Source organism: Lysobacter capsici, from assembly GCF_018732085.1.
In the GTDB taxonomy this organism is placed as follows: domain Bacteria; phylum Pseudomonadota; class Gammaproteobacteria; order Xanthomonadales; family Xanthomonadaceae; genus Lysobacter; species Lysobacter capsici_A.
In genome coordinates, this window is record NZ_CP076103.1 from 3,391,499 (window position 1) to 3,416,371 (window position 24,873).

The 24,873-nt window shown below is 67.2% G+C and carries 23 protein-coding genes; 7 read left to right on the top strand and 16 right to left on the bottom strand.

Going from position 1 to position 24,873, the window contains the following annotated elements:
• Window positions 1-16: 16 nt before the first annotated feature.
• The 5 genes from KME82_RS13970 to KME82_RS13990 form a co-directional block, all read right to left on the bottom strand.
• Window positions 17-1,057: a LacI family DNA-binding transcriptional regulator gene (locus KME82_RS13970; RefSeq protein ID WP_252255321.1), complete on the bottom strand. Its 1,041-nt coding sequence runs from the start codon at window positions 1,055-1,057 to the stop codon at window positions 17-19.
• A 309-nt stretch (window positions 1,058-1,366) separates the two neighbouring features.
• A complete protein-coding gene (locus KME82_RS13975) occupies window positions 1,367-1,651 on the bottom strand; it encodes a BolA family protein (RefSeq protein WP_215499075.1) in 285 nt (94 codons plus the stop codon).
• A gap of 2 nt (window positions 1,652-1,653) precedes the next feature.
• Window positions 1,654-1,953: a YciI family protein gene (locus KME82_RS13980; protein ID WP_056113735.1), complete on the bottom strand. Its 300-nt coding sequence runs from the start codon at window positions 1,951-1,953 to the stop codon at window positions 1,654-1,656.
• 285 nt (window positions 1,954-2,238) lie between these two features.
• On the bottom strand, window positions 2,239-3,594 hold the full coding sequence (locus KME82_RS13985) for a peptidoglycan-binding domain-containing protein (RefSeq protein ID WP_215494593.1): 1,356 nt from the start codon (window positions 3,592-3,594) through the stop codon (window positions 2,239-2,241).
• 135 nt (window positions 3,595-3,729) lie between these two features.
• Window positions 3,730-4,131: a hypothetical protein gene (locus tag KME82_RS13990; protein ID WP_215494594.1), complete on the bottom strand. Its 402-nt coding sequence runs from the start codon at window positions 4,129-4,131 to the stop codon at window positions 3,730-3,732.
• Between the two features lie 781 nt (window positions 4,132-4,912).
• On the opposite strand from KME82_RS13990, the gene KME82_RS13995 reads away from it, so the two are divergent.
• From KME82_RS13995 to KME82_RS14010, 4 genes are all read left to right on the top strand, one after another.
• On the top strand, window positions 4,913-5,881 hold the full coding sequence (locus tag KME82_RS13995; protein WP_215494595.1) for a segregation and condensation protein A: 969 nt from the start codon (window positions 4,913-4,915) through the stop codon (window positions 5,879-5,881).
• A 177-nt stretch (window positions 5,882-6,058) separates the two neighbouring features.
• Entirely contained in the window at window positions 6,059-7,162 is a 1,104-nt protein-coding gene (scpB, locus tag KME82_RS14000) for an SMC-Scp complex subunit ScpB (protein ID WP_215494596.1), read from the top strand.
• The gene (locus KME82_RS14005) at window positions 7,159-8,856 is read left to right on the top strand and encodes a pseudouridine synthase (RefSeq protein WP_215494597.1); all 1,698 of its coding nucleotides are present in this window, start codon (window positions 7,159-7,161) and stop codon (window positions 8,854-8,856) included. Before scpB ends, KME82_RS14005 begins: the two co-directional genes overlap by 4 nt.
• Before the next feature lie 509 nt (window positions 8,857-9,365).
• Window positions 9,366-10,580, top strand: coding sequence for a serine hydrolase domain-containing protein (locus tag KME82_RS14010; RefSeq protein ID WP_215494598.1), 1,215 nt, complete (start codon window positions 9,366-9,368; stop codon window positions 10,578-10,580).
• A gap of 309 nt (window positions 10,581-10,889) precedes the next feature.
• Here KME82_RS14010 and KME82_RS14015 read toward each other — a convergent pair whose 3' ends face one another.
• Window positions 10,890-11,357, bottom strand: a complete 468-nt coding sequence (locus KME82_RS14015; protein ID WP_215494599.1) for a DUF1348 family protein — start codon at window positions 11,355-11,357, stop codon at window positions 10,890-10,892.
• A 109-nt stretch (window positions 11,358-11,466) separates the two neighbouring features.
• On the opposite strand from KME82_RS14015, the gene KME82_RS14020 reads away from it, so the two are divergent.
• Window positions 11,467-12,060, top strand: a complete 594-nt coding sequence (locus KME82_RS14020) for a TetR/AcrR family transcriptional regulator (protein WP_215494600.1) — start codon at window positions 11,467-11,469, stop codon at window positions 12,058-12,060.
• A 160-nt stretch (window positions 12,061-12,220) separates the two neighbouring features.
• Here the strand turns inward: KME82_RS14020 and KME82_RS14025 are convergent, their stop codons facing one another.
• Window positions 12,221-12,748: a hypothetical protein gene (locus KME82_RS14025; protein ID WP_215494601.1), complete on the bottom strand. Its 528-nt coding sequence runs from the start codon at window positions 12,746-12,748 to the stop codon at window positions 12,221-12,223.
• A gap of 196 nt (window positions 12,749-12,944) precedes the next feature.
• Here KME82_RS14025 and KME82_RS14030 point away from each other — a divergent pair, with 196 nt between their 5' ends.
• Both KME82_RS14030 and KME82_RS14035 read left to right on the top strand, forming a co-directional pair.
• Window positions 12,945-14,093 (top strand): NAD(P)/FAD-dependent oxidoreductase, encoded by a 1,149-nt coding sequence (locus KME82_RS14030; RefSeq protein ID WP_215494602.1) that lies wholly within the window; start codon window positions 12,945-12,947, stop codon window positions 14,091-14,093.
• A gap of 202 nt (window positions 14,094-14,295) precedes the next feature.
• Window positions 14,296-14,850 carry a hypothetical protein gene (locus tag KME82_RS14035; RefSeq protein ID WP_215494603.1) on the top strand — a complete coding sequence of 185 codons (555 nt, stop codon included), beginning with the start codon at window positions 14,296-14,298 and terminating at the stop codon, window positions 14,848-14,850.
• 247 nt (window positions 14,851-15,097) lie between these two features.
• On the opposite strand, the gene KME82_RS14040 is transcribed toward KME82_RS14035, so the two are convergent.
• The 9 genes from KME82_RS14040 to KME82_RS14080 form a co-directional block, all read right to left on the bottom strand.
• Complete coding sequence (locus tag KME82_RS14040; RefSeq protein ID WP_215494604.1) at window positions 15,098-15,895, bottom strand: amidohydrolase; 798 nt, start codon at window positions 15,893-15,895, stop codon at window positions 15,098-15,100.
• 99 nt (window positions 15,896-15,994) lie between these two features.
• Window positions 15,995-16,576 carry a hypothetical protein gene (locus tag KME82_RS14045; RefSeq protein WP_215494605.1) on the bottom strand — a complete coding sequence of 194 codons (582 nt, stop codon included), beginning with the start codon at window positions 16,574-16,576 and terminating at the stop codon, window positions 15,995-15,997.
• A gap of 128 nt (window positions 16,577-16,704) precedes the next feature.
• Window positions 16,705-18,381: a type IV secretory system conjugative DNA transfer family protein gene (locus KME82_RS14050; protein ID WP_252255322.1), complete on the bottom strand. Its 1,677-nt coding sequence runs from the start codon at window positions 18,379-18,381 to the stop codon at window positions 16,705-16,707.
• A gap of 37 nt (window positions 18,382-18,418) precedes the next feature.
• Window positions 18,419-18,700, bottom strand: coding sequence for a hypothetical protein (locus KME82_RS14055; RefSeq protein WP_215494606.1), 282 nt, complete (start codon window positions 18,698-18,700; stop codon window positions 18,419-18,421).
• 46 nt (window positions 18,701-18,746) lie between these two features.
• Window positions 18,747-19,280 carry an XVIPCD domain-containing protein gene (locus tag KME82_RS14060; RefSeq protein ID WP_215494607.1) on the bottom strand — a complete coding sequence of 178 codons (534 nt, stop codon included), beginning with the start codon at window positions 19,278-19,280 and terminating at the stop codon, window positions 18,747-18,749.
• 1,014 nt (window positions 19,281-20,294) lie between these two features.
• Window positions 20,295-21,425: an XVIPCD domain-containing protein gene (locus KME82_RS14065; RefSeq protein WP_215494608.1), complete on the bottom strand. Its 1,131-nt coding sequence runs from the start codon at window positions 21,423-21,425 to the stop codon at window positions 20,295-20,297.
• A gap of 17 nt (window positions 21,426-21,442) precedes the next feature.
• The gene (locus tag KME82_RS14070; protein WP_215494609.1) at window positions 21,443-21,946 is read right to left on the bottom strand and encodes a hypothetical protein; all 504 of its coding nucleotides are present in this window, start codon (window positions 21,944-21,946) and stop codon (window positions 21,443-21,445) included.
• Window positions 21,947-21,982: 36 nt separating this feature from the next.
• A complete protein-coding gene (locus KME82_RS14075; protein WP_215494610.1) occupies window positions 21,983-22,657 on the bottom strand; it encodes a hypothetical protein in 675 nt (224 codons plus the stop codon).
• Window positions 22,658-22,851: 194 nt separating this feature from the next.
• On the bottom strand, window positions 22,852-24,828 hold the full coding sequence (locus KME82_RS14080; protein ID WP_215494611.1) for a peptidoglycan-binding protein: 1,977 nt from the start codon (window positions 24,826-24,828) through the stop codon (window positions 22,852-22,854).
• Window positions 24,829-24,873 lie beyond the last annotated feature (45 nt).

Sequence of the window (24,873 nt, forward strand, 5' to 3'; positions counted from 1 at the left end):
ATTTTTTTCGACGCGATCAGGCACCGCCCCCTCGGCGAACTCCCGACTCGCGCACGATCAATTCCGGCCGCAACGGCTCGCTACGCCGCGGTTGTTCTTGGTTGTGTTGCGTTTCCTGCACAGCGGTATCCGCGCTCAGACGCGTCAGCAGCAGACGCGCCGCGCGGGCACCCAACTGGGCGATATTGACCCGCATGGTCGTGAGCGTCGGGTGGACGTAACGGGCCAGCGGGATGTCGTCGAATCCGGCCAGGGCGATGTCGCCGGGCACGTTGACGCCCGCCTGCACGAACGAAAACAGACAGCCCAAGGCCATCATGTCGTTGGCCGCGAACACCGCATCGGGCCGTTGTCCAGCGGCGAGCAGCGCCTGTCCGGCGGCATGGCCGGAGGCTTCGTCGAACGCCCCCGGCAGCACCCATTCGGACGCATCCGGCAGCAGGCGCGCGAGCGCTTCGCGGTAGCCGCGCAGGCGCTCGTGGGCGTCGAAATTGTCCTCGGGGCCGGCGATGAAGGCGATCCGGCGATGGCCGCAGGCGATCAGATGCTCGGTCATGGCCTGCGCGCCGCCGTAGTTGTCCACGCTCAGCGACAACACGTCCGGCGACGCGTCCTGGGTGTTGATCAACACCACCGGCAGCGCCGATGCCAGTTCCTCCACGATCGACACCTGCGCGGCGGCATACGGCGACATTACCAGCAAGCCGTCGACCCGGCCGCGCATCGCGCGCAAGGCGGCGACTTGTTCGTCCGGTCGGCCGTGATAGCTCGACACCAACAGATGCAGACGGTGCTCGCGCGCGACCAGATCGACGCCGCGCACCAGTTCGGAAAAGAATTCGCCGTGCAGATCGGGCAGCACCACACCCAAAGTGTGGGTACGCCGGCTGCTGAGGCTGCGGGCCGCGGCATGCGGCGTGTAGCGCAGGTCGTTGGCGACCGCGAGCACGCGCCGACGCACGTCCTCGGCCACGTTGCCGTGGCCGTTCAAGGTCCGCGATACGGTCGCCACCGACACTTGGGCCGCGCGGGCGACATCTTTGATCGTCACGCTCACCACTGTCCTGGCCGCCCCTCGCGGTTGGAAAGTGGGACGACTGTAAACGTTTTCAAGAACGAGTGTAAAGCGCTTGTTATGTAAAGCGCTTAGGGCGTCCGTGGCGGACTGCGGCGTGCTGCGATGCAGCACGAGGCGTCGTCATCGAGAACAACGACGATGCATCGGATATGCAACGGATCGGTCCGCGCGCCCCATCGAGCTGTAAGCGGCATGCGCATGCCGACGCGAACGCGATGGTGTCACCGTCCGCGATCGCAGGATCCGACCGACGTCGCATTCCGCGCACCGCCCTGCCCGTTCTGCAGGCTATGCCCGCGCCGCTTCCTGCGGCGTATGCGCGCTGATCGACAGCGCGTGGATGTCGGTGGTCATCAACTCGCCGACCGCCGCATACACGGCGCGATGGCGCGCGATCGGCGCGAGCCCGGCGAATGCCGCGCTGACCACGGCGACGCGGAAATGCCCGCGCCCGTCCTGCGCGCCGGCGTGACCGGCATGACGATGGCTTTCGTCTTCGATCTCCAGCGCGGTCGGCGCCAGCGCGGCCTCGATCGCCGCGCGGATCGCGGCGACGCGCTGATCGCGCGGCAAGGTCACGGCAACACCTTGCGGAACGGACGCACCTCGACCCGCTCGTACACGCCCGCGGCGACATACGGATCGGCATCGGCCCAGGCGCGCGCGGCCTCCAGCGATTCGAACTCGGCGACGATCAGGCTGCCGCTGAAACCGGCCGGACCCGGGTCTTCGGCATCGATCGCCGGGCACGGGCCGGCGAGCAACAGACGGCCCTGATCGCGCAACGCGGTGAGCCGTTCAAGATGCGCCGGGCGCGAAGGGCCGCGCTTGGGCAGCGCGTCGGGGAAGTCGTAGCCTTCGATCAGATACCACATAAGCCCTCGTCGCGAGACGTCGCACGCGGCGGCGTCCCTGTGAATTCCAGCGATGGCGGACGCCATCGTCGCCTGCGTCAGGCGCGCTCATGATACATCCGCGTTTGCGCGTCGATCCGGCCCGGATCGGTCGGCTCGCTCAGTGCAGGCCACGCGCGCGGCGCATGCGCGTTCGCCCGCCACGAATGCAGACACCCGCGACGTCGCAATCGTGTCGAGCGCAAAAAGAAACGGCCCGCATCGTCGCGATGCGGGCCGTCGATAACGCGACAGTGCGGCAGCGGCTTACGCCACCATCGACTTCGCCTGCTGCGGCTGCTGCGCCGGCTGCTGGGTCTGCTGCGGCACGTCCTGCTGCAGCTTCTGGGTCGATTGCTCGATCGTCTGCTGGGTCGCCTGCTCTTTATTGACGAAGGCGCGATGGCTGGCCGGGTTGCCGAGTTCGCCCTGCACCGCGAACAGGCCGGTGCCGTTGGCATTCGGGACGACGTGGTCGATCTTGTTCAGGCCGCTCACGCGCGCGTCGTAGGTCAAGGTGGCCGCGGCGCGTTCGAGCGCGGCGTGGTCCTTGAAACCGGCCTGCGGGCCGAGCTTCTCCAGGCCCTCGACCGCCTGCTTGTACATCGCGTTGTTCGGATGCGCGGCGTCCGACAGCAGCGGGCCGCGCACGGCCGGATCGACGTTGCCGGGGGTCTTCGCGTCGGCGGTCTTCGGATCGGCGTGCGGCTGGGCGTGGGCCGGCTGCGCGGCCTTGAGCGCCTTGAGCGTGTCCGGACCGGCGATGCCGTCGACGTCGAGCTTGTGGTCGCGCTGGAAGGCTTCGACCGCTTCCTTGGTGTGCTTGCCGAACTTGCCGTCGGTGCCGAGCGCATGGCCCTGCGCGTCCTTGTAGCCCAGCGCGTTGAGCCGTTCCTGCAGCGCCTTCACCTCCGGACCGTGCTCGTCCTTGCGCAGCACGCCGTCGGCCATCGGCGCGGCGGCCGTGGTCGAACCGGCGCCGCCCGGGGTATGCACGTTGCGGCCGTTGCCGGACACGTTGCTGACCTGGGTCTGGCCGGTGGCGTTTTCCTGGTGCGGCGGGCGCTTGTCGGTGGTGATCGCGCCGCTGTCCATGTCGCGCACGTAGCGCTCCATCTGCGGCAGGTAGCTGGTGTTGATGTCGATGTGGACGTGCTTGCCGAACGCGTTCGGGTTGCCGTTGTTGAAGCCGCCCTGGATGCCGAGCGGCTGGCCGTATTCGACGTGCTGCCCGACCTTGAGTTCGGTATTGCGCAGGTCCATGTGGCGGTACTGCGCGATCATCTCGCGGCTGGGATCGTTGGCCGGCTTGTCGTAGATCTGGACGATGCCGTCGCTGGGATCGATGCGGCCGATGTAGCCGTTGGCCACCGCCGGCACCTTCACCGCCGAGGAATTGCCGGCCTGCAGCACGAAGTCCTTGGACACGTAGTAATCGCCGTCGCGCGATACGGTCGGGGTGCCGGCGTAGTTGCCGAGCAGCTCTTCGCGCTCGCCGTTGACCGTGCCGTAGACGCGGCCGCGCTCGTTGCCGCGGCTGGGGTGGTGACGCTCGATGTCTTCGTAGTCGTGGACGTGCTGGACGCCGCTGCCGACCGATTCGACGATCTTGTAATTGGGCATCGTACTTCTCCTTGTCGATGAACTTCAGATTTGGGCGTGCGTGCCTGCGATGTGTTCGAGGCGTGCCTTATTGCGAACTGCGTTGTGATCCAGGGATCGGTACGGCCCCGCCTGGGTCGAGCAGGCGGGTGACGATCAGCGCAGCTGCTGGGTGAGTTGCCAGCAGCCTTGCTTGAATTCGAAGACGTAGGCTTCGGGCTTGCCCAGGGTCTTGGTCACTTCCTCGTCGGGCGAGAACTTGGCCTTGACGAAATCCACGCGCATGCGGTCGCCGCTGAGCGTGCGGTCCATCTTGACCCGGGCGAACTGGCCGGCGTCCTTGCCCGGCTCGTTGTAGGACCACTGGTTGTCGACCAGCGCGATCCGGAACGGCCCGGCTTGTTCGGAGCCCAGCAACTTGGCCGGGTCCTTGATGTCGCGCACTTCCACGGTCGGCGCGCTGTAGGCCGCGCGCACCGGCGCTTCGTAGACGAACTGCTCGAAGAAGCTGGCGAAGCCGTCCTCGCTCTTGACGCAGGCGTCGGCGGGCAATTGCACGGCCGGCGCCGCGGGCGCGGCGGTCGGCGTAGCGGCGGCGGGCGCGGGCGCGGCAGCTGCAGCCGTCGCAGGCGCCGCGGCGGGTGTGGCCGGCGCCGGCGCGGCCGGTGCCTCGGGCGCCGCCGCTTTACAGGCCGTCAGTGCCAAAACCATTACGGCGATAGCGGCCGCGATGGCGGTCCTTGCTGGTTTCATCGTGCGTCCCCGGTCCTTTATTTACCCCAGACGTCAGTCTAATGCGGTTGCGGACAGAATTCGCCGTCGGCGCGGCGGCCGGCGGCGCTGGCCGAAGAACGGTCGATCGCCCCGCCCCACGGGCCGAATCCGGCCGATCGGGGCTGAACACCCGCCTGTTGCGGACAGCCGCGCGGGCCGCGACCTTCATGCCGGCGCTGGACACTGCCGCCCCCAGCCCTTACCCTAAACCTCAATTGCCGTCAGGCCGGATGCAGCAAGCCCCGTCGCGACCGGAACCCCACACCGTCGCCACGTCCGCACCCGTACTTCCCCGCACATCATCGGTGCGCCAGTACGCAGTGCATCGCTGCAGAGCACCGGTCCGCGCCCGCAACCCCCTTCAGTCTTACGCCGCCACGCCCCGCGTGTCGGGCAGGCCGGGGCCGTTCGGGCCAAGCACCCGCCTTTTATGAGTGGTCCGTAGCACCCGTAGGGACGCTTCGATCCGGTCTTGCACGACCGGACCGCGTGCGTTCCGATGCGGCCGCGCGCCGCATGCATCGTCGCAACAGCAGTGCCCACGGCCCGGAGGGGCCGGTCTCGAATGACCAACGAATCCGCGCTCGCCGCGACCCAATCCAATGCGGAGCCCGCCAATGCGGGGCCAAGCCCCGGCGCGACCGCGCCTCAGCAGCAGGAAATGCCGCTGGCGGTGGTGCATGGCCAGCCGGTGCTGCAGATCCCGCAGGATCTGTACATCCCGCCGGACGCGCTGGAAGTCATCCTGGAAGCCTTCGAAGGCCCGCTCGACCTGCTGCTGTACCTGATCCGCCGGCAGAACCTGGACATCCTCGACATCCCGGTCGCCGAGATCACCAAGCAATACGTCAACTACATCCAGGCCATGCACGAGATGCGTTTCGAGCTGGCCGCCGAATACCTGGTCATGGCCGCGATCCTGGCCGAGATCAAATCGCGCATGCTGCTGCCGCGTGCGCCCAACGAAGAAGGCATCGAGGAAGACCCGCGCGCCGAGCTGGTCCGCCGCCTGCAGGAATACGAGCGCTTCAAGCAGGCCGCCGAGGACATCGACGCCCTGCCCCGCCAGGACCGCGATACCGTGCCGGTGCAGGCCTTCGTGCCGGACCGGGCCTCGGTCAAGCTGCCGCCGCCGGTCGACCTGAAGGAAATGCTGCTGGCCCTGCACGACGTGTTCAAGCGCGCCGAGCTGTACACCCAGCACGCGATCAAGCGCGATGCGCTGAGCGTGCGCCAGCGCATGGGCGAGCTGCTCACCCGCATGAGCGACGGCGTGTTCCACCGCTTCGAATCGCTGTTCACGGCCGAGGAAGGCAAGCTCGGGGTGGTGGTGACGTTCCTGGGCCTGCTGACCCTGGCCAAGGAACAACTGATCGAGATCGTCCAGGAGCTGCCCGACGACGCCCATTCGGGCGCGACCAAGCCGCCGGCGCCGATCTACGTCAAGTCCCTGGCCCTGATGAAGGACCCCGACGAGATCGAACTGAGCAGCGAGTTCGACGACGCCGCCAACGACGACGACCGCGCCTCGTGATCGCCTGCGCCCGACCGTCCGCGACCCGGACCTCGCCAGCGCCCGGCACGCCATCGCCATCGCCATCGCCACCCGCAGCATCCAGCACGTCCGCTTCACGCCTGACGGGCCGGCGCTGATCCGCCGTCCGCGAACCACCGCACCAATCCCTACTCCCGAATCCCGAATCCCGGCTCCATGGACCAACACCTCGTTACCCGCATCGTCGAAGCCTCCCTGCTCGCGGCCACCCAGCCGCTGACGCTGGCGCAATTGCATGCGCTGTTCCCCGAGGACCAGCCGGCCCCGGCCGACAGCGTGGAGACCGCGCTGCAGATCCTGCGCGAAGGTTGCGCCGATCGCGGGGTGGAACTGGTCGAACTGGCCTCGGGCTTCCGCTTCCAGGTCCAGGCCGACGTCCACCCGTGGGTCGCGCGGCTGTGGACCGAGCGCCAGACCCGCTACACCCGCGCCACCCTGGAAACCCTGGCGCTGATCGCCTACCGCCAGCCGATCACCCGCGGCGAGATCGAACAGGTCCGCGGCGTGGCGGTCAGCAGCAACATCATCAAGGCGCTGGAAGAACGCGAGTGGATCCGCGTGGTCGGCCACCGCGACGTGCCCGGCAAGCCGGCGCTGTTCGGCACCACCAAGACCTTCCTGGACTACTTCGGCCTCAAGCGCCTGGACGAGCTACCGGCGCTGTCGGAGCTCAAGGACATCGGCGAACTCGAGCCGCAGCTGCAGTTCGGCGGCGAAGCGATCGCGGCCGGCGGCATCGGCAACGGCGAGGACGCGGGCAACAGCGCACAGGCCGAGGGCGAGTCGCAGGATGGCGAAATCGCCGCCGCGCCCGTCGACGAGGCGGCCGGCCAGGCCGATGAGTCTTCCTCGCAACCCGAGCAAGCCGATGCGGACGCGGCCGCGCAGGCCGGCGCCGACGAAGCACAAGCCGATGAAGCCCAGGCGGACGAAACGGCAGTACCCGAAACCTCCGATGCGCCCAGCGGCGCCGACGATTCGAGCGACGACGCCTCCGATCCCGGCACCGATGAAACCCTCGCCGACGAACCCGCAGGCGACCAGCACCCCCCCCAATCCCACGACGCCGACGGGCAAGCGCCCGCCGACGCCGAAGATGCCAACGAACACACCGTCCTGTCGGACGACCCCGAAGCCGCGCCGGGCAAGCGCGCGGCGGACGCGAACGATCACGAGCAAGACCAACACGCCGTCGAGACGACGACCGTTCCGGAACTTGAGGCTGAGTCCGAAGACGACCAGCCGGAGCAACAGAAATGACTGACGAAAAACCCCGCAAGCTCTCTTTGAAGCGCAGCGGTGACAGCGCGGCCCCCGAAGCGCCGCGCCTGGAAGAACGCCTGCACAAGGTCCTCGCGCAAGCGGGCCTGGGCTCGCGCCGCGCGCTCGAACAGCGCATCGCCGACGGCCTGGTCAAGGTCAACGGCGAGACCGCGCAGGTCGGCATGAGCATCAAGGGCGGCGACAAGATCGAACTCGACGGCCGCAGCTTCGTCGCCAGCGCGCTGACTGAGCCTTCCCGCGTGCTGATGTACAACAAGCCCGAAGGCGAAGTCACCACCCGCGAAGACCCCGAAGGCCGGCCGACCATCTTCGATTCGCTGCCCGCGCTCAAGGGCGCGCGCTGGATCGCGATCGGCCGCCTCGACATCAACACCACCGGCCTGCTGCTGCTGACCACCGACGGCGAATTGGCCAACGCGCTGATGCATCCGTCCTTCGAGGTCGAACGCGAATACGTCTGCCGCGTGCGTGCTCCGGAAGGCCAGGAGACCGTGCCCGACAACCTCGTCGACCGGCTCGCCCGCGGCGTCTCGCTCGACGACGGCCCGGCCAAGTTCGACGAAATCGAACGCATCGGCGGCAGCGACTCGCACGACTGGTTCCGGGTCGTGGTCAAGGAAGGCCGCAACCGCGAAGTGCGCCGTCTGTGGGAATCGCAGGGCTGCCAGGTCAGCCGGCTCAAGCGCATCCGCTACGGCACCGTGGCGTTGCCGCGCGAACTGCTGCGCGGCCACTCGCAGGAACTGGTCAACGACAAGGTCGACGCGCTGCGCGCGAACCTCGGCCTGGAAGACGGCACTCCGTCGGCGCTGACCCTGCAGCCGGTGATCGGCCAGCGCAAGGCGGCCAAGTCGACCGTGCATCTGTCCGGCAACGAGCGTTCGGCCGGCTATGTCGGCGGCCACAACACCGCCGACGAAGGCCGCGAACTGCGCCGCTTCGACCACGTGCGCGAAGACCGCAACGGCCGCGGCCGCGGCGGTCCGCGCAAGCCCGGCGGCCTGACGGTCAGCGGCGAAGCCGCGGCGCGCCAGTCGCAGAAGCCGTTCAAGCAGCGCAAGGACAAGGGCGCCAACTCGCTGCCCGACGGCAACCCGGCGGCGTTCCGCACTTGGTACGTGCCCGAAGGCGTCGAGACCGGCCCGAGCGGCCACCGCAATCCCGATGGTCGCGGCAAGAAGCCCTACGCCGGCAAGCCCGGCGGCGGCGCCGGTCGCGGTCCGGCCGGTGCCGGCGCGGGAGCCGGTCGCGGCCGTGCGCAAGGCGGCGGCTTCGGCGGCGATCGCAACGGCAACACCACCGGCGGCGGCAACGGCCCTTACGGTGAGCGCCGCAGCGGCGGCGGCGGCGGCGGCGGCGGTCAGGGCCAGGGACAAGGCCAGGGTCAGCGCAGCTCGCGCCCCTACGGTCACCCCGGCAACGCGCCGAGCTTTCCGTCCGACCACGCCAATCCGGGCTTCACCCCGTATGGCAGCGAACGTCCCGCGCGCAACAACAACGGCCCGCGTCCGGCCGGCGGCAAGCCGGGCGGTCGTCCCGGCGGCCCGGGCGGCCCGCGTCCGGCCGGCAATGCGCGTCCCGGCGGCAACCGTCCGCCGGGCGGCGCCCCGCGTCCGGGCGGTCCGCGCGGCGGCGGTCGTCCCGGCGGCGGTCGCGGTCCGCGCGGCTGAGGTCGCGAAGGCTGATGCGAGGCCCGCGGATTCGCCGGCGATCGCAGTGACTTGAAACAAGGGGCGCTTCGGCGCCCTTTGTTTTGGGCGCGGCGCTCAAGTCGCCCTGCGTTGTAGGTATGCGCGACTTCGGCCAACGCCGCAGTTGAGGTGACGCGGTCGCGGCTTGCGCCGCTCCTACAGGGGCCCATGCGGCTTTCGGCAACTCAGCGAGGGTTCGCCGCAGCCACTGCAGGAGCGGCGCAAGCCGCGACCACGCCACCACGGCAACGACGCAACCCATTTCGCAATCGCATCCTCATGGTTGCCACGCATGCCCTGCGCGCCACATCCGCAAACCTACTGTCCGCATTCGGTAAACCGCGCGCCTTAAGGTGCAATCACCTGCGCCACACCACGCTTAACCGCAATCCCGCCCGCGGCATGGCAGTGTTTCATCGCCATCGCTTGCACCCGGCGAAGCCGCAACCAGCTTCGCAGTGTCTTTCCGATGGCATAGGCAATCCCCCATGAATCTCCCCGCTTCTGCCCCGATCGCGTCGGTCGCCACGCTTGAGCCTGCCGCCCCCACCGTGCTGCGCGACCGCGTCGACGATGCGATCGACCGCGCCATCGCCGAGCGGCGGTTGATCGGCGCGGTCGTGCTGATCGCCCGCGACGGCGTACCGGTCTACCACCGCGCGGCCGGCCTGGCCGATCGCGAATCCGACCGGCTGATGCGCGAGGACGCGATCTTCCTGCTGTCCTCGGTGACCAAGCCCTTCGTCGCCGCCGCGGCGATGAAACTGGCCGAACAAGGCCGCATCGACCTCGACGCACCGGTCACCCAGTGGCTGCCGCAGTTCCGTCCGCGCCTGGCCGACGGCACCGCGCCGGCGATCAGCCTGCGCCAGTTGCTGAGCCACACCTCGGGCCTGAGCTATCGCTTCGGCGAAGTACCCGGCGGCGACTACGACACGCTGGATATTTCCGACGGTTTCGATCAGCCGGGCCTGGGCATCGAGGAAAACCTGCGCCGTATCGGCGAAGCGCAGTTGCGTTTTCCGCCCGGACAGGGCTTCAAGTATTCGATCGGGCTCGACGTGCTCGGCGAAGCGATGGCGCGCGCGACCGGCACGCCGTTGCCCAAACTGATCGAGGAACTGATCACCGCGCCGCTGTCGCTGCACGACACCGGCTTCGGCATCGCCGATCACCGCCGCACCGCCACGCCGTACACCGACGGCGTCGCCGCCGATGGCTCGTACCGGCCCGCGCGCATGCTCGACGGCGCCACCGTGCCCTTGTTCGAGACGGTGCTGCGCTACGCGCCGAGCCGCCTGGAAAACCCCGCGTCCTACCCGTCCGGTGGCGCCGGCATGGCCGGTACCGCCGGCGACGTGCTGACCCTGCTGGAAACCTTGCGCCAGGGCGGCGGCGCGATCCTGCGGCCCGACTCGGTCGCGGCGATGATGCGCGAGCAGGTGCCGGCGCCGATCGAAGGCCTGGACCCGGGCTGGGGTTACGGCTACGGCTGGGCGGTGTTGAACGATCCGCTCGCGACGAACACGCCGCAGTCGCCGGGCACCATCGCCTGGGGCGGCGTGTACGGCCACTCGTGGTTCGTCGATCCGCAGCGCCGGCTGAGCGTGGTCGCCCTGACCAACACCACCATCGAAGGCATGCAGGGCGAATTCACGATCGATCTGCGCGACGCGGTGTATGCGGGTCTGGACGCGGAGTGACGCCACGCTCATTGCGTGAATCCGCCCGCCCCCTGCAGGAGCGGCGCAAGCCGCGACCGCGAATTTGCAAATACGTTGCCAGTTCGTAGCATGCGACGTTGTCGCGAATGCTCTGCGCGGTGCAGTGAATGCCGGCCTGGCTGCAGAGTGACACCACGCTCATTGCGTGAATCCGCCCGCCCCCTGTAGGAGCGGCGCAAGCCGCGACCGCGAATTTGCAAATACGCCGCCAGTTCGTGGCATGCGACGTTGTCGCGAATTCGCGGTCGTGGCTCACACCGCTCCTACAGTCGCTGCGCCCAGCAGCGACTACATACCCAACTCGCTCAGACCCGGATGATCGTCCGGCCGCCGCCCCTGCGGCCAATGGAAGCGACGCTCGCTCTCGGCGATCGGCCGATCGTTGATGCTCGCCAGACGCAGCCGCATCAGCCCGTCGTCGCCGAATTCCCAGTTCTCGTTGCCATAGCTGCGATACCACTGCCCCGAATCGTCGCGCCACTCGTAGGCGAAACGCACCGCGATGCGCCGGCCCTCGAACGCCCACAGCTCCTTGATCAGCCGGTACTCGAGCTCGCGGTTCCACTTGCGCCGCAGAAACGCCACCGCCGCGTCGCGGCCATCGACGAATTCGGCGCGGTTGCGCCAGCGCGTGTCCAGAGAATAGGCCAGCCCGACCCGTTCGGGATCGCGCGAATTCCAGCCGTCTTCGGCCAGGCGGACTTTCTCGATCGCGCTGTCGCGCGTGAACGGCGGCAACGGAGGACGGGTTTCCATGGCGACTCCTCGGAGCTGTAGACAGATTTGTCTACATAACGCTAGTCAATGTGGACAGGTTTGTCCACCCGGCATGGCAAAGGTAGACGAAGCGGTCTACGATCGCGCCATGAGCCGAAAGCCGACCTCCGCCACCCGCCTCGCCGACGCGCCTTCGGCGCGCGAGCGCATCCTGCAGACCGCGCACGATCTGTTCTACCTCGACGGCATCCGCGCGACCGGCATCGACCGCGTGATCGCCGAATCCGGCGTGACCAAGGTGACCTTGTACCGGCACTACCCGAGCAAGAACGACCTGATCCTGGCGTTCCTGGACTATCGCCATCAACGCTGGATGACCTGGTTCGACGGTGCCCTGCACCGCTTCGGCGCCGACGCGACGGCGCTGCTGCCGACGATGGCCGAATGGTTCGCCCATCCGCACTACCGCGGCTGCGCCTTCATCAACACCGTCGCCGAACTGGGCCCGGTGCTGCCCGAAGCGGTGCAACGCGCGCGCGAACACAAACGGCAGATGCAGGCCCGCATCGCCGAATTGCTGCCTGCCGGCGAGGATCGCGATGCAAGAGCGCAGGCGCTGGCGATCGCCGTGGATGGCGCGATCGTGCGTGCGGCGTGCGATGCGACGCCGGATGCGGCGTTGGCTTCGCTGAAGATGGCGATCGAGGCATTCGCATACATCAGTAATCGCGGCCCAGCGTGAATCGTCGTCTTCGATAAAACGCAACCGAACACGCGAAAACCATTGCCCACTTTGAAAAAGGGGCACGCGCCCGGCGCAACTTCGTTTCGATGCATTAATCGGAGCGCGGGGGATTCGCTCTTGCTTGCGACAAAGAGCAAATCCCCCCTACCCCCCTTTTTCAAAGGGGGGGAACAGCAAGAGCGCGCAGCATCGAATCGTGATCCGGAATAGAGCCGAAGCAGGCGCGCAAACCACTGCCCACTGTGAAAAAGGGGCACGCGCCCTGCGCAACTTCGTTTCGATGCATTAATCGGAGCGCGGGGGGATTCGCTCTTGCTTGCGACAAAGAGCAAATCCCCCCTGCCCCCCTTTTCCAAAGGGGGGAAAAGCAAAGGCCGAGCTGCTCGGTCTTGAGCCCCTTTTCATTCATCACTTCCAGCGCTGCGAAGCACCTAACTCGCGAGAACAACAGCACACCCGGAGGGCGGCGTGCAGGATGCACGCCGTGCGCCACCGGGACATGGATGTCCCGTGTGGCGCATGCCTGCGCAAGCTCTGCACTTGCGGTCACTTGATTCAAAAAAAGCGTTTTTCTTTGGTTACCTTTTGACCGAAGGGAATCCAGACGGACTTTTGTCGCTTTTGACAAAAGAAAGTAACCCGCCGCTTTAGTGGCGGAAGCTTTTGATCCTGCTTCAAGTTTCAAAGGCTTCCGGCGATTAAGTCGCAGACCGCTGCGCCGCGCAGAAGCTGCCCAAGCCACCTTACCCAAAGAGAGCAACCGTAAAATCCGGCACGCATCGCCGGATCAAATACACCCGCCATACACTTCACACAGCCCCCATACGCGCTTCGTACTCCCCTCCCACACTGCGTCGCAACTCCCACGACAAGGTGCGCCCATGAACTCCGATACCGGCCGTTACGATTGCGATCTGGTCGTCGTCGGCGCCAGTTTCGCCGGTGCCGCCTGCGCCCTGGCCGCGGCGCGCGCGGGGCTGCGCGTGGTCGTGCTCGAACGCAAACGCGATCCCGGCGACAAGCTGCGCACCACCGGCATCGTGGTCAAGGAGGCCGCCGAGCAGACCTGGCTGAGCCGCGCGCCGGCCGGTTGCGTGCATCGGGTCGAACGCGTGCGTCTGTACTCGCCGAACCTGCGCAGCATGGCGCTAAGCGCGCCGGGCTATTACTTCCTCACCACCGACACCCCGCGGCTGATGCGCTGGCTGGCGCAGGAACTGGTCCGCCACGGCGTCGACCTGCGCCTGGGCGCGTCGTTCAATCAGGCCGAACGCGACGGCGACGGCTGGCGGGTCGAAGGCGTCGGCCGCTGCCGCTTCCTGGTCGGCGCCGACGGCGCCAAGTCGCGCGTCGCCGAGCGCGCCGGGCTGGGCCGCACGCGCGAATTCCTCTACGGCATCGAGTACGAATTTCCCGGCCTATCGCTGCCCGAATCCGGCGCCCTGCACTGCTTCGTCAGCAAGCGCTACGCGCCCGGCTACATCGGCTGGATCGCGCAGAACCCGACCGGCGTGCAGGCGGGCCTGGCGCTGCGCCACGATCCCGAGCGCGCGCGGGTGCCCGATATCGACGGCTTCCTCGCGCGCGTCGGCGCCGCGGTCGGGCTGGACCCGCAACTGCGTCCGAGCGCGACCCGCGCCGGCCTGATCCCCTGCGGTGGCCCGGTGTTTCCACTCGCGCGCGACGGGGTGATGCTGACCGGCGACGCGGCCGGCATCGTCTCGCCGGTCACCGCCGGCGGCATCCACTCGGCCTGGGCGCACGGCGAAACCCTGGGCCAGGCGATCGCGCTGCACGCGCTCGGCCACGGGCCGGCGCCGGAAATCGTCGCCCGCGACACCGCGCCGCGTTTCCGCCGCAAGCGCGCCTTGCGCTGGGCCTTCGACCGGTTCCAGTTCGACTGGCCGTTCGACCTGCTGCTGCACTCCGCGCCGCTGCGCTGGGCCGCCGAGCAGGTGTATTTCCACAAGCGCGGCTCGCGCGAAGGCGACGAGCCGGCGCGTGCGCCACGCTCGTCGGAGACGTATTGAGGCGGGTATCGCGGCCCTGGCATTCGCGACGTTTCGCATCGACGCGCCGCGGCGGTGAAATCCGCCTCGTCGCCTTCGCGGGGACCGGAACAAATCCGGCCCCAAGCCTTCACGGGCACGAACCGCAATCGAAACTTGGCGGCGATGCGTCGTTCTGGCGGTGGCCTGCGCGCGCGGCCCGGGGACGGCGTACATTCGGCGGATGAAGACTCTCACCGCGCCCAGCTGTTTCGTCCTGTCCGCCTGCCTGTTCGCGGGCCTGTCCATCGCCCAGGCCGCCGAACCGGCCAAGGGCCTGAGCCTGCAACCCGACTCGCGCAACCGCGACGTGGTCGCGATTGTCGGCTCGCAGCGCAAGCCTTTGCTGCTGTGGAAGGTCGCCTCGATCAAGGGACCGATCCAGGGCCAGTCGCTGATCGCCGATTCCGGTCCGGGTCAGGAGCGCTACATCCTGCTCTCGGTCGACTCGCGCAGCGGCACCGGTCCGGCCGACGGTGCTTGCGGCAAGGGCGTGGAAACCGACCTGATCTGGCTGGCGTTGAACGACAAGCTGGAGGTTCGTAAGAACGACACCTACCGGATCGCCTCCTGCCTGGAACTGCTGGAAGGGTTGAAGCGCGAAGACCAGCCCGACGGCTCCGTGCGCGTCACCCTGGTGCGGCCGGCGCGTGGCGGCGAACCCAGCCGCAACGTCACCGTGCGCTACGACGCCGCCGATGCGGCGCAGGGGTTGCAGGTTCACGATCGGGTCAATTGATCGGGAGGCTGGTTGTAGGAGCGCCGCGAGTCGCGACCGCGACATCGCGCTGACGACGTAACCGTGATGTCGCGGTCGCGACTTGCGGCGCTCCTACAGCAGGCTTCGGCGAGATGCGGCTCGTGGCGAAAGCGCGGCTCGAAAAGAGATCAATGAGGCATTTCGCGAATTGAGCCAAGAGCGTCGGGGCTCAAGCCCCTCCCACAAAAGACCTCTCGGGCGCGCGTGCGTGCGAGCCAATCGACGCTCAGGCCAGCTCGAACCGATCCCCATCCAGCATCGCCGGGAAGCGTTCGCGATGCGCGGCCAGTTCGGCGGCCTGCAAGGTGGTGGTGACCACGACTTCCTCGTCGGTGCATTCGCTCACCGGATGGCCGAGGAAATCGATCACCGCGCTGTCGCCGGCGTAGTGCAGACCGTTGCCGTCGTCGCCGACGCGGTTGAGGCCGGCGACGTAGCACAGGTTTTCGATCGCGCGCGCGCGCAGCAGGGTCTTCCACGGATACGCGCGCGCCGACGGCCAGTTGGCCACGTACAGCAGCAAGTCGAAATCCAGCGCGCCGGGGCGCTCGACATCGAAACGGTTGCGCGAAAACACCGGAAACCGCAGGTCGTAGCAGACCATCGGACAGATCCGCCAGCCCTTCCATTCCACGGTCAGGCGATCGCGGCCGGCGGCATAGCGCTCGTGTTCCTTGGCGTAGCGGAACAGGTGGCGCTTGTCGTAGGTCTGCAGGCCGCCGTCGGGCGTGGCGAACAGCAACCGGTTGAACACGCCCTCGTCGGTGCGCAGTTGCACGCTGCCGGTCACCGCGGCGCCGAGCTGGGCGGACTGCTCGCGGATCCAGGCCACGGTCGGCCCGTCCATGGTTTCGGCGTTGCCGATGGCCTCGTTGCTGAAACCGCTGGTGAAGGTTTCCGGCAGCAGCACCAGGTCGGTGATGCCGCGCAGCGAGGCGAGCAGATGACCGTAATACTCGCGATTGCCGGCCGGGTCGTGCCAGCGGGTCGCGCCCTGGACCAAGGAAATGCGCAGATCTTTCATGGCGGTTCGGCCTGACGTACGTGCAGTCTGCATTATGCCGCGCGGCCGAGGCGATGGATCAGGTCGCCTGTCCAAAAAACGCGCGTCGTCGTGCTGTGCTCAGAACCCGTAGTCATAACAGAACGCCTCGCGCCATTGCTGCCCCGCCGGATAGCCCAGCACCCGGTCGGCATCGCGGCATCGGCGGTCGCGATCGCGCAAGCCGGCGGCGATCGCCGAATGGTCGACCGCTTCGATCAACTCGCCGTCGACAAACACCAGTTCGCGCAAGCGCAGATACGCCCAGGCCGGCGGAGATCCGCGCTGGAAGCGTTCGATCGCATCGCCATCGCCGATCAGCAGCCCGCCGCCGAACGCGATCGGCAAGGCCAGCCCCAGGTAATGACTGTTGCCGCCGCCGCGCGGATAGGCCTGCGCTTGCACGCCATTGATCGGTGGCCCGCGCATGCGGTCGTGCTGCTTCGCGGTGAAGCCCGGCGTTTCGTGGTGCAGCAGCAATTCATCGAGAAACAGGCGCTGCTCGACCCGATAGTGCGCGCGCCATCCGCGATTGAGCGCGGTGCACCACTCGCCGGGATTCAAGCCATGCGCGCGCGGATCGAACAACTCGCCGCCGGCCCGGCAGACCAGGTCGCAGGACACGCCTTCGAATAGGACTTGGTCGGGCCATTGCTGGGTCATGGGTCGTGCCTGTGCGTCGGTCCGGCCGCGAGCGCCGGCGCCGGCGAAAACATTTCTTTGATCCCCAAACCAAAACGCCGCCGCGATGAGCCATCGCGGCGGCGTGTGGAGTCAAACCATCGCGCCGATCAGACCTTCAGGTCCAACATCGGCACCGTCACCTTCGGCAACAGCCGCTGGGTGAACATCTTGTCCTGGTAGTACTTGATCTTGTCGCACTTGACCGGGTGCGGGATGCCTTCGTACAGGAACACTTCGGTGTCGAAGCCCATCGCCTTGAGTTCCTGCGGCAGCATCAGCGCGCGGCGCTCCTCGGACTCGCTGCGCGAGATGTCCTTGCCGCGGGTGATGTTTTCCTTGCGCACGGTGGTGTAGCCGAGCATGTCGGAGTAGTCGTTGGCGTCCTGCTGCTCGCGCGGCGCGTAGATGATCTGCAGCGCGTGGTTGGTGATGATGGTGCGCGAGATGTCCTTGCCGTAGGTCGCGTCGAGCTGCGACATGCTCTGGATGATCGGCAGCAGGCGGATGTTGTAGCCGGCCATGTACGACACCGCCGAGGCGATGATGTCGACCTTGCCGATGGAGGTGAATTCGTCCATCAGCAGCAGGCACTGGAACTTGAGCTCGGGGTTGTTCTGCGGCAGCTCGCGGGTGTTGAGGTTGATGATCTGGCTGAAGAACAGGTTGATGATCAATCGGCTCTCGGCCAGCTTGTTGGGCTGGATGCCGACGTAGATCGTCATCTTCTTCTTGCGCAGGTCGGTCAGCAGGAAATCGTCGGTCGCGGTGGCCGCGTCCAGCACCGGGTTGATCCAGGGGTTCAGCGGTTCCTTGAACGTGCCCAGGATCGAGGCGAAGGTTTCATCGGCCTGCGACAGCATGTTGGCGAACGCCGAGCGCGCGTTGGAGCTGAGGAAGGGACGCTCCGACAGGCCCTTGAGGAAGGGCTTGAGTTCGCTCTTGCCGTCGCCCGAGGACAGGCGGTAGACCGCGCCGAGGGTCGGGATCGTGCCGAACGGGAAGCCGACCTTGTTGGCGTCGTCGTAGGCTTCGAACAGGTACAAGGTGAACGCCATGAAGGCGTTGCGGGCCTGGCTGACCCAGAACTTCTGATCGTCCGAACCGTCCGGATACAGCATCGCGGCGATGCTCATCAGGTCCGACACGCGGAACGCCGGATCGGCCGAGACGTAGGTCAGCGGGTTCCAGCGATGGGTGCGGCGGTCTTCGGCGAAGGGGTTGAACAGGAAGATCTCCTGGCCCTGCTGCGAACGCCAGCCGCTGGTCAGGTCGAAGTTTTCCTGCTTGATGTCCAGCACCACCATCGAGCCTTGGTAGTTGAGCAGGTTCGGGATCACGATGCCCACGCCCTTGCCCGAGCGGGTCGGCGCGGCGAGGATCACGAACTGCTGGCCGCTGAGCTGGACCAGCTGGCCGTTGTACTTGCCGACCACGATGCTGGTCGGGGTCGACTTGAACATGTCCTTCTTGCTCAGGTCGCCGCCGTTGGCGAAGCGCGCATCGCCGTGGATCGACTTCTTGGCCGGTTTGAACATCAGGTACAGCAGGCCGAGGTAGGCCGCCACCAGCAGGCCGTAGCCGATGAAGCCGCCGGCCTTGATCTTGCCGGCATAGGGCTTGTACTGGGGAACGTCGAGCACCTTGAGGTAGTCGAGGTAGGTGTTCCACTTCAACGCCCCGGTGTCGATCTTCATCAACATCAACGTCAGGTATCCCGACAGATACGTCCCCGCGACAGCCACCAATACCAGCGCCACCAGGGCGAAAATCGCTTTCCCTTTCACGTTTGTTTCCTGCTTGTGTCCCCGAACCCGCTGTCGGTCAGCGTCGCTTCCGGCCTGCCCGGAGCCCGGAAGACTCCGCCGGGCGCGATGGCGCCATCATATCCGGGCCAGCGCCGCCGCTGGAGGCCATTTCTCTGACAATCCAGTCGTCGAGCCAGATCCGGGCGTCGCTGAGGGTCAGTTCCTGGCGCATTTTGACCCCCGAGGACGACATCACCGCGTAGGCGTAGATGTCGTTGGGATCGAAGGACGCGTCGTCGGTCAGGGCCACGATCTGGTAGCGGCCGCGGGTCAGTACGTGGTGCTGGTACTCGTTCATTGCGCTCTCCTGGGCCGTGTGCCTGCCTGCGGGCACGCGGCGGGTGTCAGTCCTTGTCCTTGAACAGGCTGCGCGCCGGCGCGGATTGCTCGCGTTCGTTGCGCTCGCCCTGCTGCTGCGCCTGCGGCCCGCCCTGGCGCTGTTGCTGTTCGCGCTGGCGTTCGAGCAGGTCCTGCTCGCGATTGAGCTGGGCGAACTGCTCGCTGCTGCGCTGCATCGACTGGCTCGCCGCCTGATTGGCGTCGACATAGCTCATGCGCCGGCTCGGCGAATCGGGGTCGCCCTCGACCGCGAACGCGCGCGCGCCGTCCTTGCTGAATACGACATGGTCCACGCCGTGATTGCCGCGCGCGGCTTCCAGCGCCAGCGCGGCGGCGAGGTTGTCGCGTTCGCCGCTGCTGTACTGACGCGCCATCTCCTGCTTGTCCAGGCACACGCGCGTTTGCGAAAACAGATCGTGCTGCGGGTGGCTCGGGCTGCTGAGCAGATTGCGCTGCTCGCCGCGGCGCATGTCGTCCAGTGTCTGGCTGGTGGCCCCGGTGCCGATGCCCAGATGCTGATCGGGTGGATTGGCGTTCATCGCTGCGACCCTCCGCTGGTTTCGTGGGCGACGCCGGCCGCGTGTCCGCCACGCCTGCCGGTCTCATCGACCTGTATATATCCGTTTATCCGCTGGCGCATTACCGCCGGTCCCATTGCACGCGCGCCGACCCGAGCCCATACGAGCCGGCCCGACCCACGCCCGGCGCCGCCGGCCATCGCCGAAGCGACGGCAAAGCGGCAGCGGCAGGCTCGATCTCCCTAGCGATCGAGCCTGCCGTGCCCACCCCGCCCTTGCGGGAGGAGCAGCGACATCCCTGTCCAGGACTCCGCAGCGACTGCCAAGCCGTCCCTGGCCTGCGAAGCCCTCAAGCCGAACCGGACGACCGCCTCCACCGATGGTTGCGGGCGCCGGCACGGACCAGCTGTCGAAGCGTCGGCGCCGTGTGCGCCGCCGCCTCCTGAATTAGTGCCGCGACGCATCCGTGCGCCGCTTTCCTTGCCGTCCGCCGCGATCCTTCGATCGCGCCGGTTCCTGCAACTCCGTCCAGGCTCGCCGGCAGCGACATCCCTCGCCATGCCGCTCGAACCTGCTGTCGATCAAGCAACGGCGCGTACCGCGCTGCCGCCCGCTGAATTAGTGCCGCGACGCATCCGTGCGCCGCTTTCCTTGCCGTCCGCTGCGATCCTTCGATCGCGCCGGTTCCTGCAACTCCGACCAGGCTCGCCGGCAGCGACATCCCTCGCCATGCCGGTCGATCCTGCTGTCGATCAAGCAACGGCGCGTACCGCGCCGCCGCCCGCTGAATGGGTGCTGCGACGCATCCGTGCGCCGCGTTCCTTGCCGTCCGATCCGATCTTGCGATCGGAGTCGGTTCCAAACCGAACTCGTTGCTGCGTGCATCCACATCGGGCGTCACGTTGAAGCGGACCGCGCCGAGGCCTCCAGAATCTGTCGCCGCGACGCATCCGTGCGCCGCTCTCCCTGCCGTCCGGCCCGATCCTTCGATCGCGCCGGTTCCAAACTCAGAACGAACTCGTCAAACCGAACTCATCAAATCAGGCTCATCTTCGGCGACGCCTGCTGCTGCGCCTGCTGTTGTTCCTGCTGCTGTTGCTGCGACTGGGCCAGCTTCGGCGTGTCCTGCTGCAATTTCTGCGAGGACTGCTCGATCGACTGGCTCATCGCCTGATCTTTGTTGGCGAACACGCGCTGGTGCGCCGGGTCGTTGAGGCCGCCCTGGACCGCGAACAGGCCGCTGCCGTTGACGCTCGGCACGACGTGATCGATGCGGTTCAGGCCGCTCATGCGCGCTTCGTAGGTCAAGGTGCCGGCGGCGCGCTCGAGCTGCGCGTGATCGCGGAATCCGGCCTGCGACCCGAGCTTCTCCAGCCCGTCGACCGCCTGCTTGTACAGGGCGTGATCGGGATGGTTCGGGCTCGACAGCAACTTGCCCTGATCGTCCTGGCGCGGGGTCGCGTGCTTCATCGCGTCCAGCGTCTTCGGACCGGCCACGCCGTCGTCCTTGAGCCCGTGTTCGCGCTGGAACGCTTGCACCGCCTGGCGCGTGCGCTCGCCGAAATCGCCGTCGGCGCTCAGCGCCTTGCCTTCGCCGTCGCGATAACCGAGCCGGTTCAAGCCTTCCTGCAACGCGCGCACGTCCTGGCCGCGTTCGCCGGGATGCATGACGCCGTCGTTGGGCTTGTGCTGCTCGGCGCCGGCCGCAGTCGCGCTACGCGCGCCGGTGGTCTGGCGCTGGTTCCAGAACTCTTCCGGATTGAGGTTGCGCCCTTGCGGGTCCTTCATCTGGTAATGCACGTGCTGGGCGTATTGCGCCTCGCCGTTCGGGCCGCGCCCGCCCATCGTGCCGATCACCGCGCCGGCCTCGATGCGCTGGCCTTCGACCACCGACTGGCTCTGCGTGTGCAGCAGTTGATGGCGATTGCCTTCGGCGTCGCGGATCGAAATCGTGCCGTAACGGCCACCGACGAATTCGACCGTGCCCGCGACCGGCGAATGGATCGAGGGATGTTCGAGATTGACCTCGGCCTGGCCGCCGACGTAATTGAAATCCGAACCGCCGTGCGGGCCGCTGTCGCGACGCTCGCCGTAGTGGCCGGTGATGTGCGACGAACGCCCCTGCTGCGGCGGCAGAATCACGTTCATGATGTCCTGGTACGACATATCGGCGTCTCCTGCGCTTAAAGCGAATCGTCGCGCTTGCGGTACAGCGTCCAGCACTCGCCCTTGCGGAAGAAGAACGACAGCTGATAGTCGGTGTCGGGCTTGGCCAGCATCACTTGCTTGTCGCCGTTCACTTCGGTCTGACTCAGGACCAAGCCGTCGTTCTTCTGGGTCTGGCTGTTCGGCATGACCGGGAATTGCAGCGCATCGCCGTCGAGCATCGCGGTCACCTGCTTGGGCTCGGGATCGGCGTTGGGATCGACGCTGTCGCTTTGCAGCGGCCGCTGGGTATGCGCCTTCTGCACCTCGACGTCGTCGGCGAAGGCCTTGAGGAAGGCATCGAAGTCCTGCGACGGGCAGGCGATCGCGGCTTTCGCCGGCGCTGCTGCCGGTGCCGTCGCCACGGGCGCGGCGGCCGCAGTCGCCGGCGCCGCCTGCGAACTCTTGGACGCGACATCGCAGCCGGCCAGCGCCAACGAGCCGAACAACACGGACAACAACAGCAACTGATTGCGCTTCATCGATTTGAGCTTCCGTCGGATCATGAGTCGTTCGCCTTACCGGCCAAGATCGGCCTTGAGCTGCGCCTGGAAATCGGTGCGCTGGTCCGGCGCGTCGAGCAGGAAGTACTGCCCGGCCACGACCAGCTGACCATCGCTCCAGCGCAGGTGCTGCGCGCCTTCGCCGACCAGTGCCGAGTACGCGCCCTGCACGCCCGGCACCGTCACATCGGCGCCGCCGCGCAGCGCGCCGTTGCCCGCATCCAGCTCGACCACCCGCAACAAGGTCTGCGACAGCGACTGCTGCGGCTGGGTGTCCGATTGCAGCAACACGTACAAGGCGTTGTCCTGGTGCAGGCAATGGGTCGCGCGGCTTTGGTACGTGTCTTTCGGCAATTCCAGAACGCGCGTCCACACCGGCTTGCCCGAGGTCTGTTCGATGTAGACGACCGGTTTTTGATTCATGCCGTCCTCGTCCACCGCCGCGCCGACCACGCACTGCCTGCCGTCGCCGATCGATTCGCTGGCATACGAGGAAAAACCCGCCGGAATGACCGTTTCGGTGGCCGCTGCGCTCGCGCTCGGCGCCGGCGCCGCCGGGCTCGCCGTAGTCGCGCCCGTTGCTGCCGGCGCCACCGGCGCGGCATCGCCGTGCGAGGACGAATCGCAGGCGGCCAGCGCCAGCGATGCCATGCACACGACGATCAGGGACATGCGGTGGCGCTTATTCATCAGAGCAATTCATCACGGCAGAAAATCCAGACCATCGAACATTAATAACCAAACAACATAAAACCTTTGCGACGCAGGTTGCGGAACCATCCCGATGTCGGGATGACGCGCCCGCCGGATTGCCCGGCGGACGCGCCATCCCCAACCCGTGCCCGCGCGCCGGTCTCGACGCGCGGGACTTGATCACAGCGCGATCAGACCAGCACCGGCTTGGCCGGCTGACGCTGTTCGGCGTCCTGCGCCGGCGCGGCCTGCGGCTTGTGCGCCGGCACGTCCTGCGCCAGCTGGTGGGTCGAACGCTCCACCGGCTGGCTCACCGCGGTGGCCTTGTCGACCAGCGCGCGCTTGCTGGCCGGATCGCCCAGTTCGCCCTGCACCGCGAAATAGCCGGTGCCGCTGGCGTTCGGCACGACGTGGTTGATCTTGTCCAGACCGCCCAGGCGCGCTTCGTAGGTGATGCTCGCCGCGGCGCGCTGGCGCTCGTCGGCGTTCTTCAGGCCGCTGTTGGCGCCGAGCTTTTCCAGACCCTTCAACGCGTCTTCGTACATGCCGTGATCGGGGTGCTTGGCATCGGACAGCTGCGGCAGTTTCTGCGCGTTCTTGAGCGCTTCCAGGGTCTTCGGGCCGGCTTCGCCGTCGACGGTGAGGCCGTGCGCCTTCTGGAACGAACGCACCGACTCCTCGGTGTGCTTGCCGAAATCGCCGTCGGGCTTGAGCGCATTGCCCTGCGCGTCGCGGTAGCCGAGCTTGTTCAACGACTCCTGCAACTCGCGCACCGCGGTGCCCTTCTCGTTGCGCTCGAGCACGCCGTCGGCGTTCGCCGCCGCGGCGGTGCGGGCCGGCGCCGGGTCTTTCTTGACTTCGGTCTTGGCGGCCGGGTCCTGGCTCTGGGTCTGCTGGTTGTCCTTGAGCAGCGAGCGCGCTTCGGCCAGCGGGTCGGTGGCGTACAGCTTGACGCCGTTGGCCTGCTTGCGGCTGAGGTAGGTGTCCAGCGAGGACAGCTCCACGCCTTCGCCGCCGCGCGACTGGCTGATCATCAGCTCGTTGGTCTTGGGATCGCGCACCACCATGGTGATGTGGTCGATGCCCTTGAAACGGCCCTTGTCCCAGCTCTTCGGACCGTTGTCCTCGCCGATGATCATGCCTTCCTTGAGCACGTCGCGGGTGATCGCCTTGCCTTCGATCATCACGCCCGAACGCTGCTGCGCCTTGTCGACGATCATCGCCGCGCCGTCGTTGCCGAGATTGAACTTGTCTTCCTTGCCGAAGACTTCGCGGCCGGCCTTCTTGTTGATCTCGTTCATGGTCGCGTTCTGCATCGTCGCGACCCAGCCCGAGCAATCCACATAGCCCTGGTCGGGATGCTTGCCGTCGACGCCCGGGTACTTGCCGCTCATCGCGTACTTGACGTTGTCGTACTTGACGCTCAGGTCGTGCGCGGCGGTCAGCGAGATGCCGGCGCCGGTCTGGGCCTGCGTCTGCGGCTGGGTTTGCGTCTGGGCCGGAGTGGTCTGCGTCTGCGACGGAGCAGTCTGGGTCGGCGCGGTCGGGGTCTGCTGACGGTTATCGGTGACCGGCGCGATGCCCTTTTCCGGAATCGCCACGCGATCGAACTTGGTGTCCCAGTACTGGGTGAAGGTGGTCGCCATGTCGCGATCGGACATGCGCGAGAACTCGGAGTACTTGTGCCCGGTCACGCGCTCGAAATCGCGCGAGCTGACGTTGTTGAGGATGTTCGCGCGGGTGTCGTCGCGCGAGAAATGACCGGTCGCGATCGCCGACTGGATCGAGCGATAGCCCGCGCCGCCCTGCTGATGCGCCATGTACATGTCCAGGCCATCGGGTTCGGGCTTGCCCGACAGGTACGGGCGATGATCGCGCTCGTGGCGGTTGACCAGGGTGTTGCGGTTGTCCAGGTACAGGCGCGCGGCGGCGTCGGTGTTGGCGACCGCATCGAGCTCGCGGCCGCGGATGCCGTAGGCGTCGGCGGTCGAGGGCACGAACTGGAACAGGCCCTTGGCGCCGGCCGCGCCGCGCGAAGCCTGTTCGTTGAAGCTGCCGCCGGTTTCGATGTAGGCAAAGCGCATGAAGTCGTCGCGCGGGATGTTCCGCTCGGCCGCTTCGCGTTCGATGATGCCCAGGACTTCGGTGCGGGAATAGTCGCGTGCCATGTCTCAATCTCCTTATGAGTGCCGCTATGTCTTTGTGGGCCGCCG

Excerpts from the sequence above, each read along its gene's own strand:
- scpB (WP_215494596.1), top strand. The coding sequence starts at position 6,059 with ATGGACCAACACCTCGTTACCCGCATCGTCGAAGCCTCCCTGCTCGCG.
- KME82_RS14070 (WP_215494609.1), bottom strand. The coding sequence starts at position 21,946 with ATGAAGCGCAATCAGTTGCTGTTGTTGTCCGTGTTGTTCGGCTCGTTG.
- KME82_RS14030 (WP_215494602.1), top strand. The coding sequence starts at position 12,945 with ATGAACTCCGATACCGGCCGTTACGATTGCGATCTGGTCGTCGTCGGC.
- KME82_RS14040 (WP_215494604.1), bottom strand. The coding sequence starts at position 15,895 with ATGAAAGATCTGCGCATTTCCTTGGTCCAGGGCGCGACCCGCTGGCAC.
- KME82_RS14045 (WP_215494605.1), bottom strand. The coding sequence starts at position 16,576 with ATGACCCAGCAATGGCCCGACCAAGTCCTATTCGAAGGCGTGTCCTGC.
- KME82_RS13985 (WP_215494593.1), bottom strand. The coding sequence starts at position 3,594 with ATGCCCAATTACAAGATCGTCGAATCGGTCGGCAGCGGCGTCCAGCAC.
- KME82_RS14075 (WP_215494610.1), bottom strand. The coding sequence starts at position 22,657 with ATGAATAAGCGCCACCGCATGTCCCTGATCGTCGTGTGCATGGCATCG.
- KME82_RS14005 (WP_215494597.1), top strand. The coding sequence starts at position 7,159 with ATGACTGACGAAAAACCCCGCAAGCTCTCTTTGAAGCGCAGCGGTGAC.
- KME82_RS14020 (WP_215494600.1), top strand. The coding sequence starts at position 11,467 with ATGAGCCGAAAGCCGACCTCCGCCACCCGCCTCGCCGACGCGCCTTCG.
- KME82_RS14055 (WP_215494606.1), bottom strand. The coding sequence starts at position 18,700 with ATGAACGAGTACCAGCACCACGTACTGACCCGCGGCCGCTACCAGATC.
- KME82_RS14060 (WP_215494607.1), bottom strand. The coding sequence starts at position 19,280 with ATGAACGCCAATCCACCCGATCAGCATCTGGGCATCGGCACCGGGGCC.
- KME82_RS13995 (WP_215494595.1), top strand. The coding sequence starts at position 4,913 with ATGACCAACGAATCCGCGCTCGCCGCGACCCAATCCAATGCGGAGCCC.
- KME82_RS14065 (WP_215494608.1), bottom strand. The coding sequence starts at position 21,425 with ATGTCGTACCAGGACATCATGAACGTGATTCTGCCGCCGCAGCAGGGG.
- KME82_RS13980 (WP_056113735.1), bottom strand. The coding sequence starts at position 1,953 with ATGTGGTATCTGATCGAAGGCTACGACTTCCCCGACGCGCTGCCCAAG.
- KME82_RS14080 (WP_215494611.1), bottom strand. The coding sequence starts at position 24,828 with ATGGCACGCGACTATTCCCGCACCGAAGTCCTGGGCATCATCGAACGC.
- KME82_RS14015 (WP_215494599.1), bottom strand. The coding sequence starts at position 11,357 with ATGGAAACCCGTCCTCCGTTGCCGCCGTTCACGCGCGACAGCGCGATC.
- KME82_RS14035 (WP_215494603.1), top strand. The coding sequence starts at position 14,296 with ATGAAGACTCTCACCGCGCCCAGCTGTTTCGTCCTGTCCGCCTGCCTG.
- KME82_RS14010 (WP_215494598.1), top strand. The coding sequence starts at position 9,366 with ATGAATCTCCCCGCTTCTGCCCCGATCGCGTCGGTCGCCACGCTTGAG.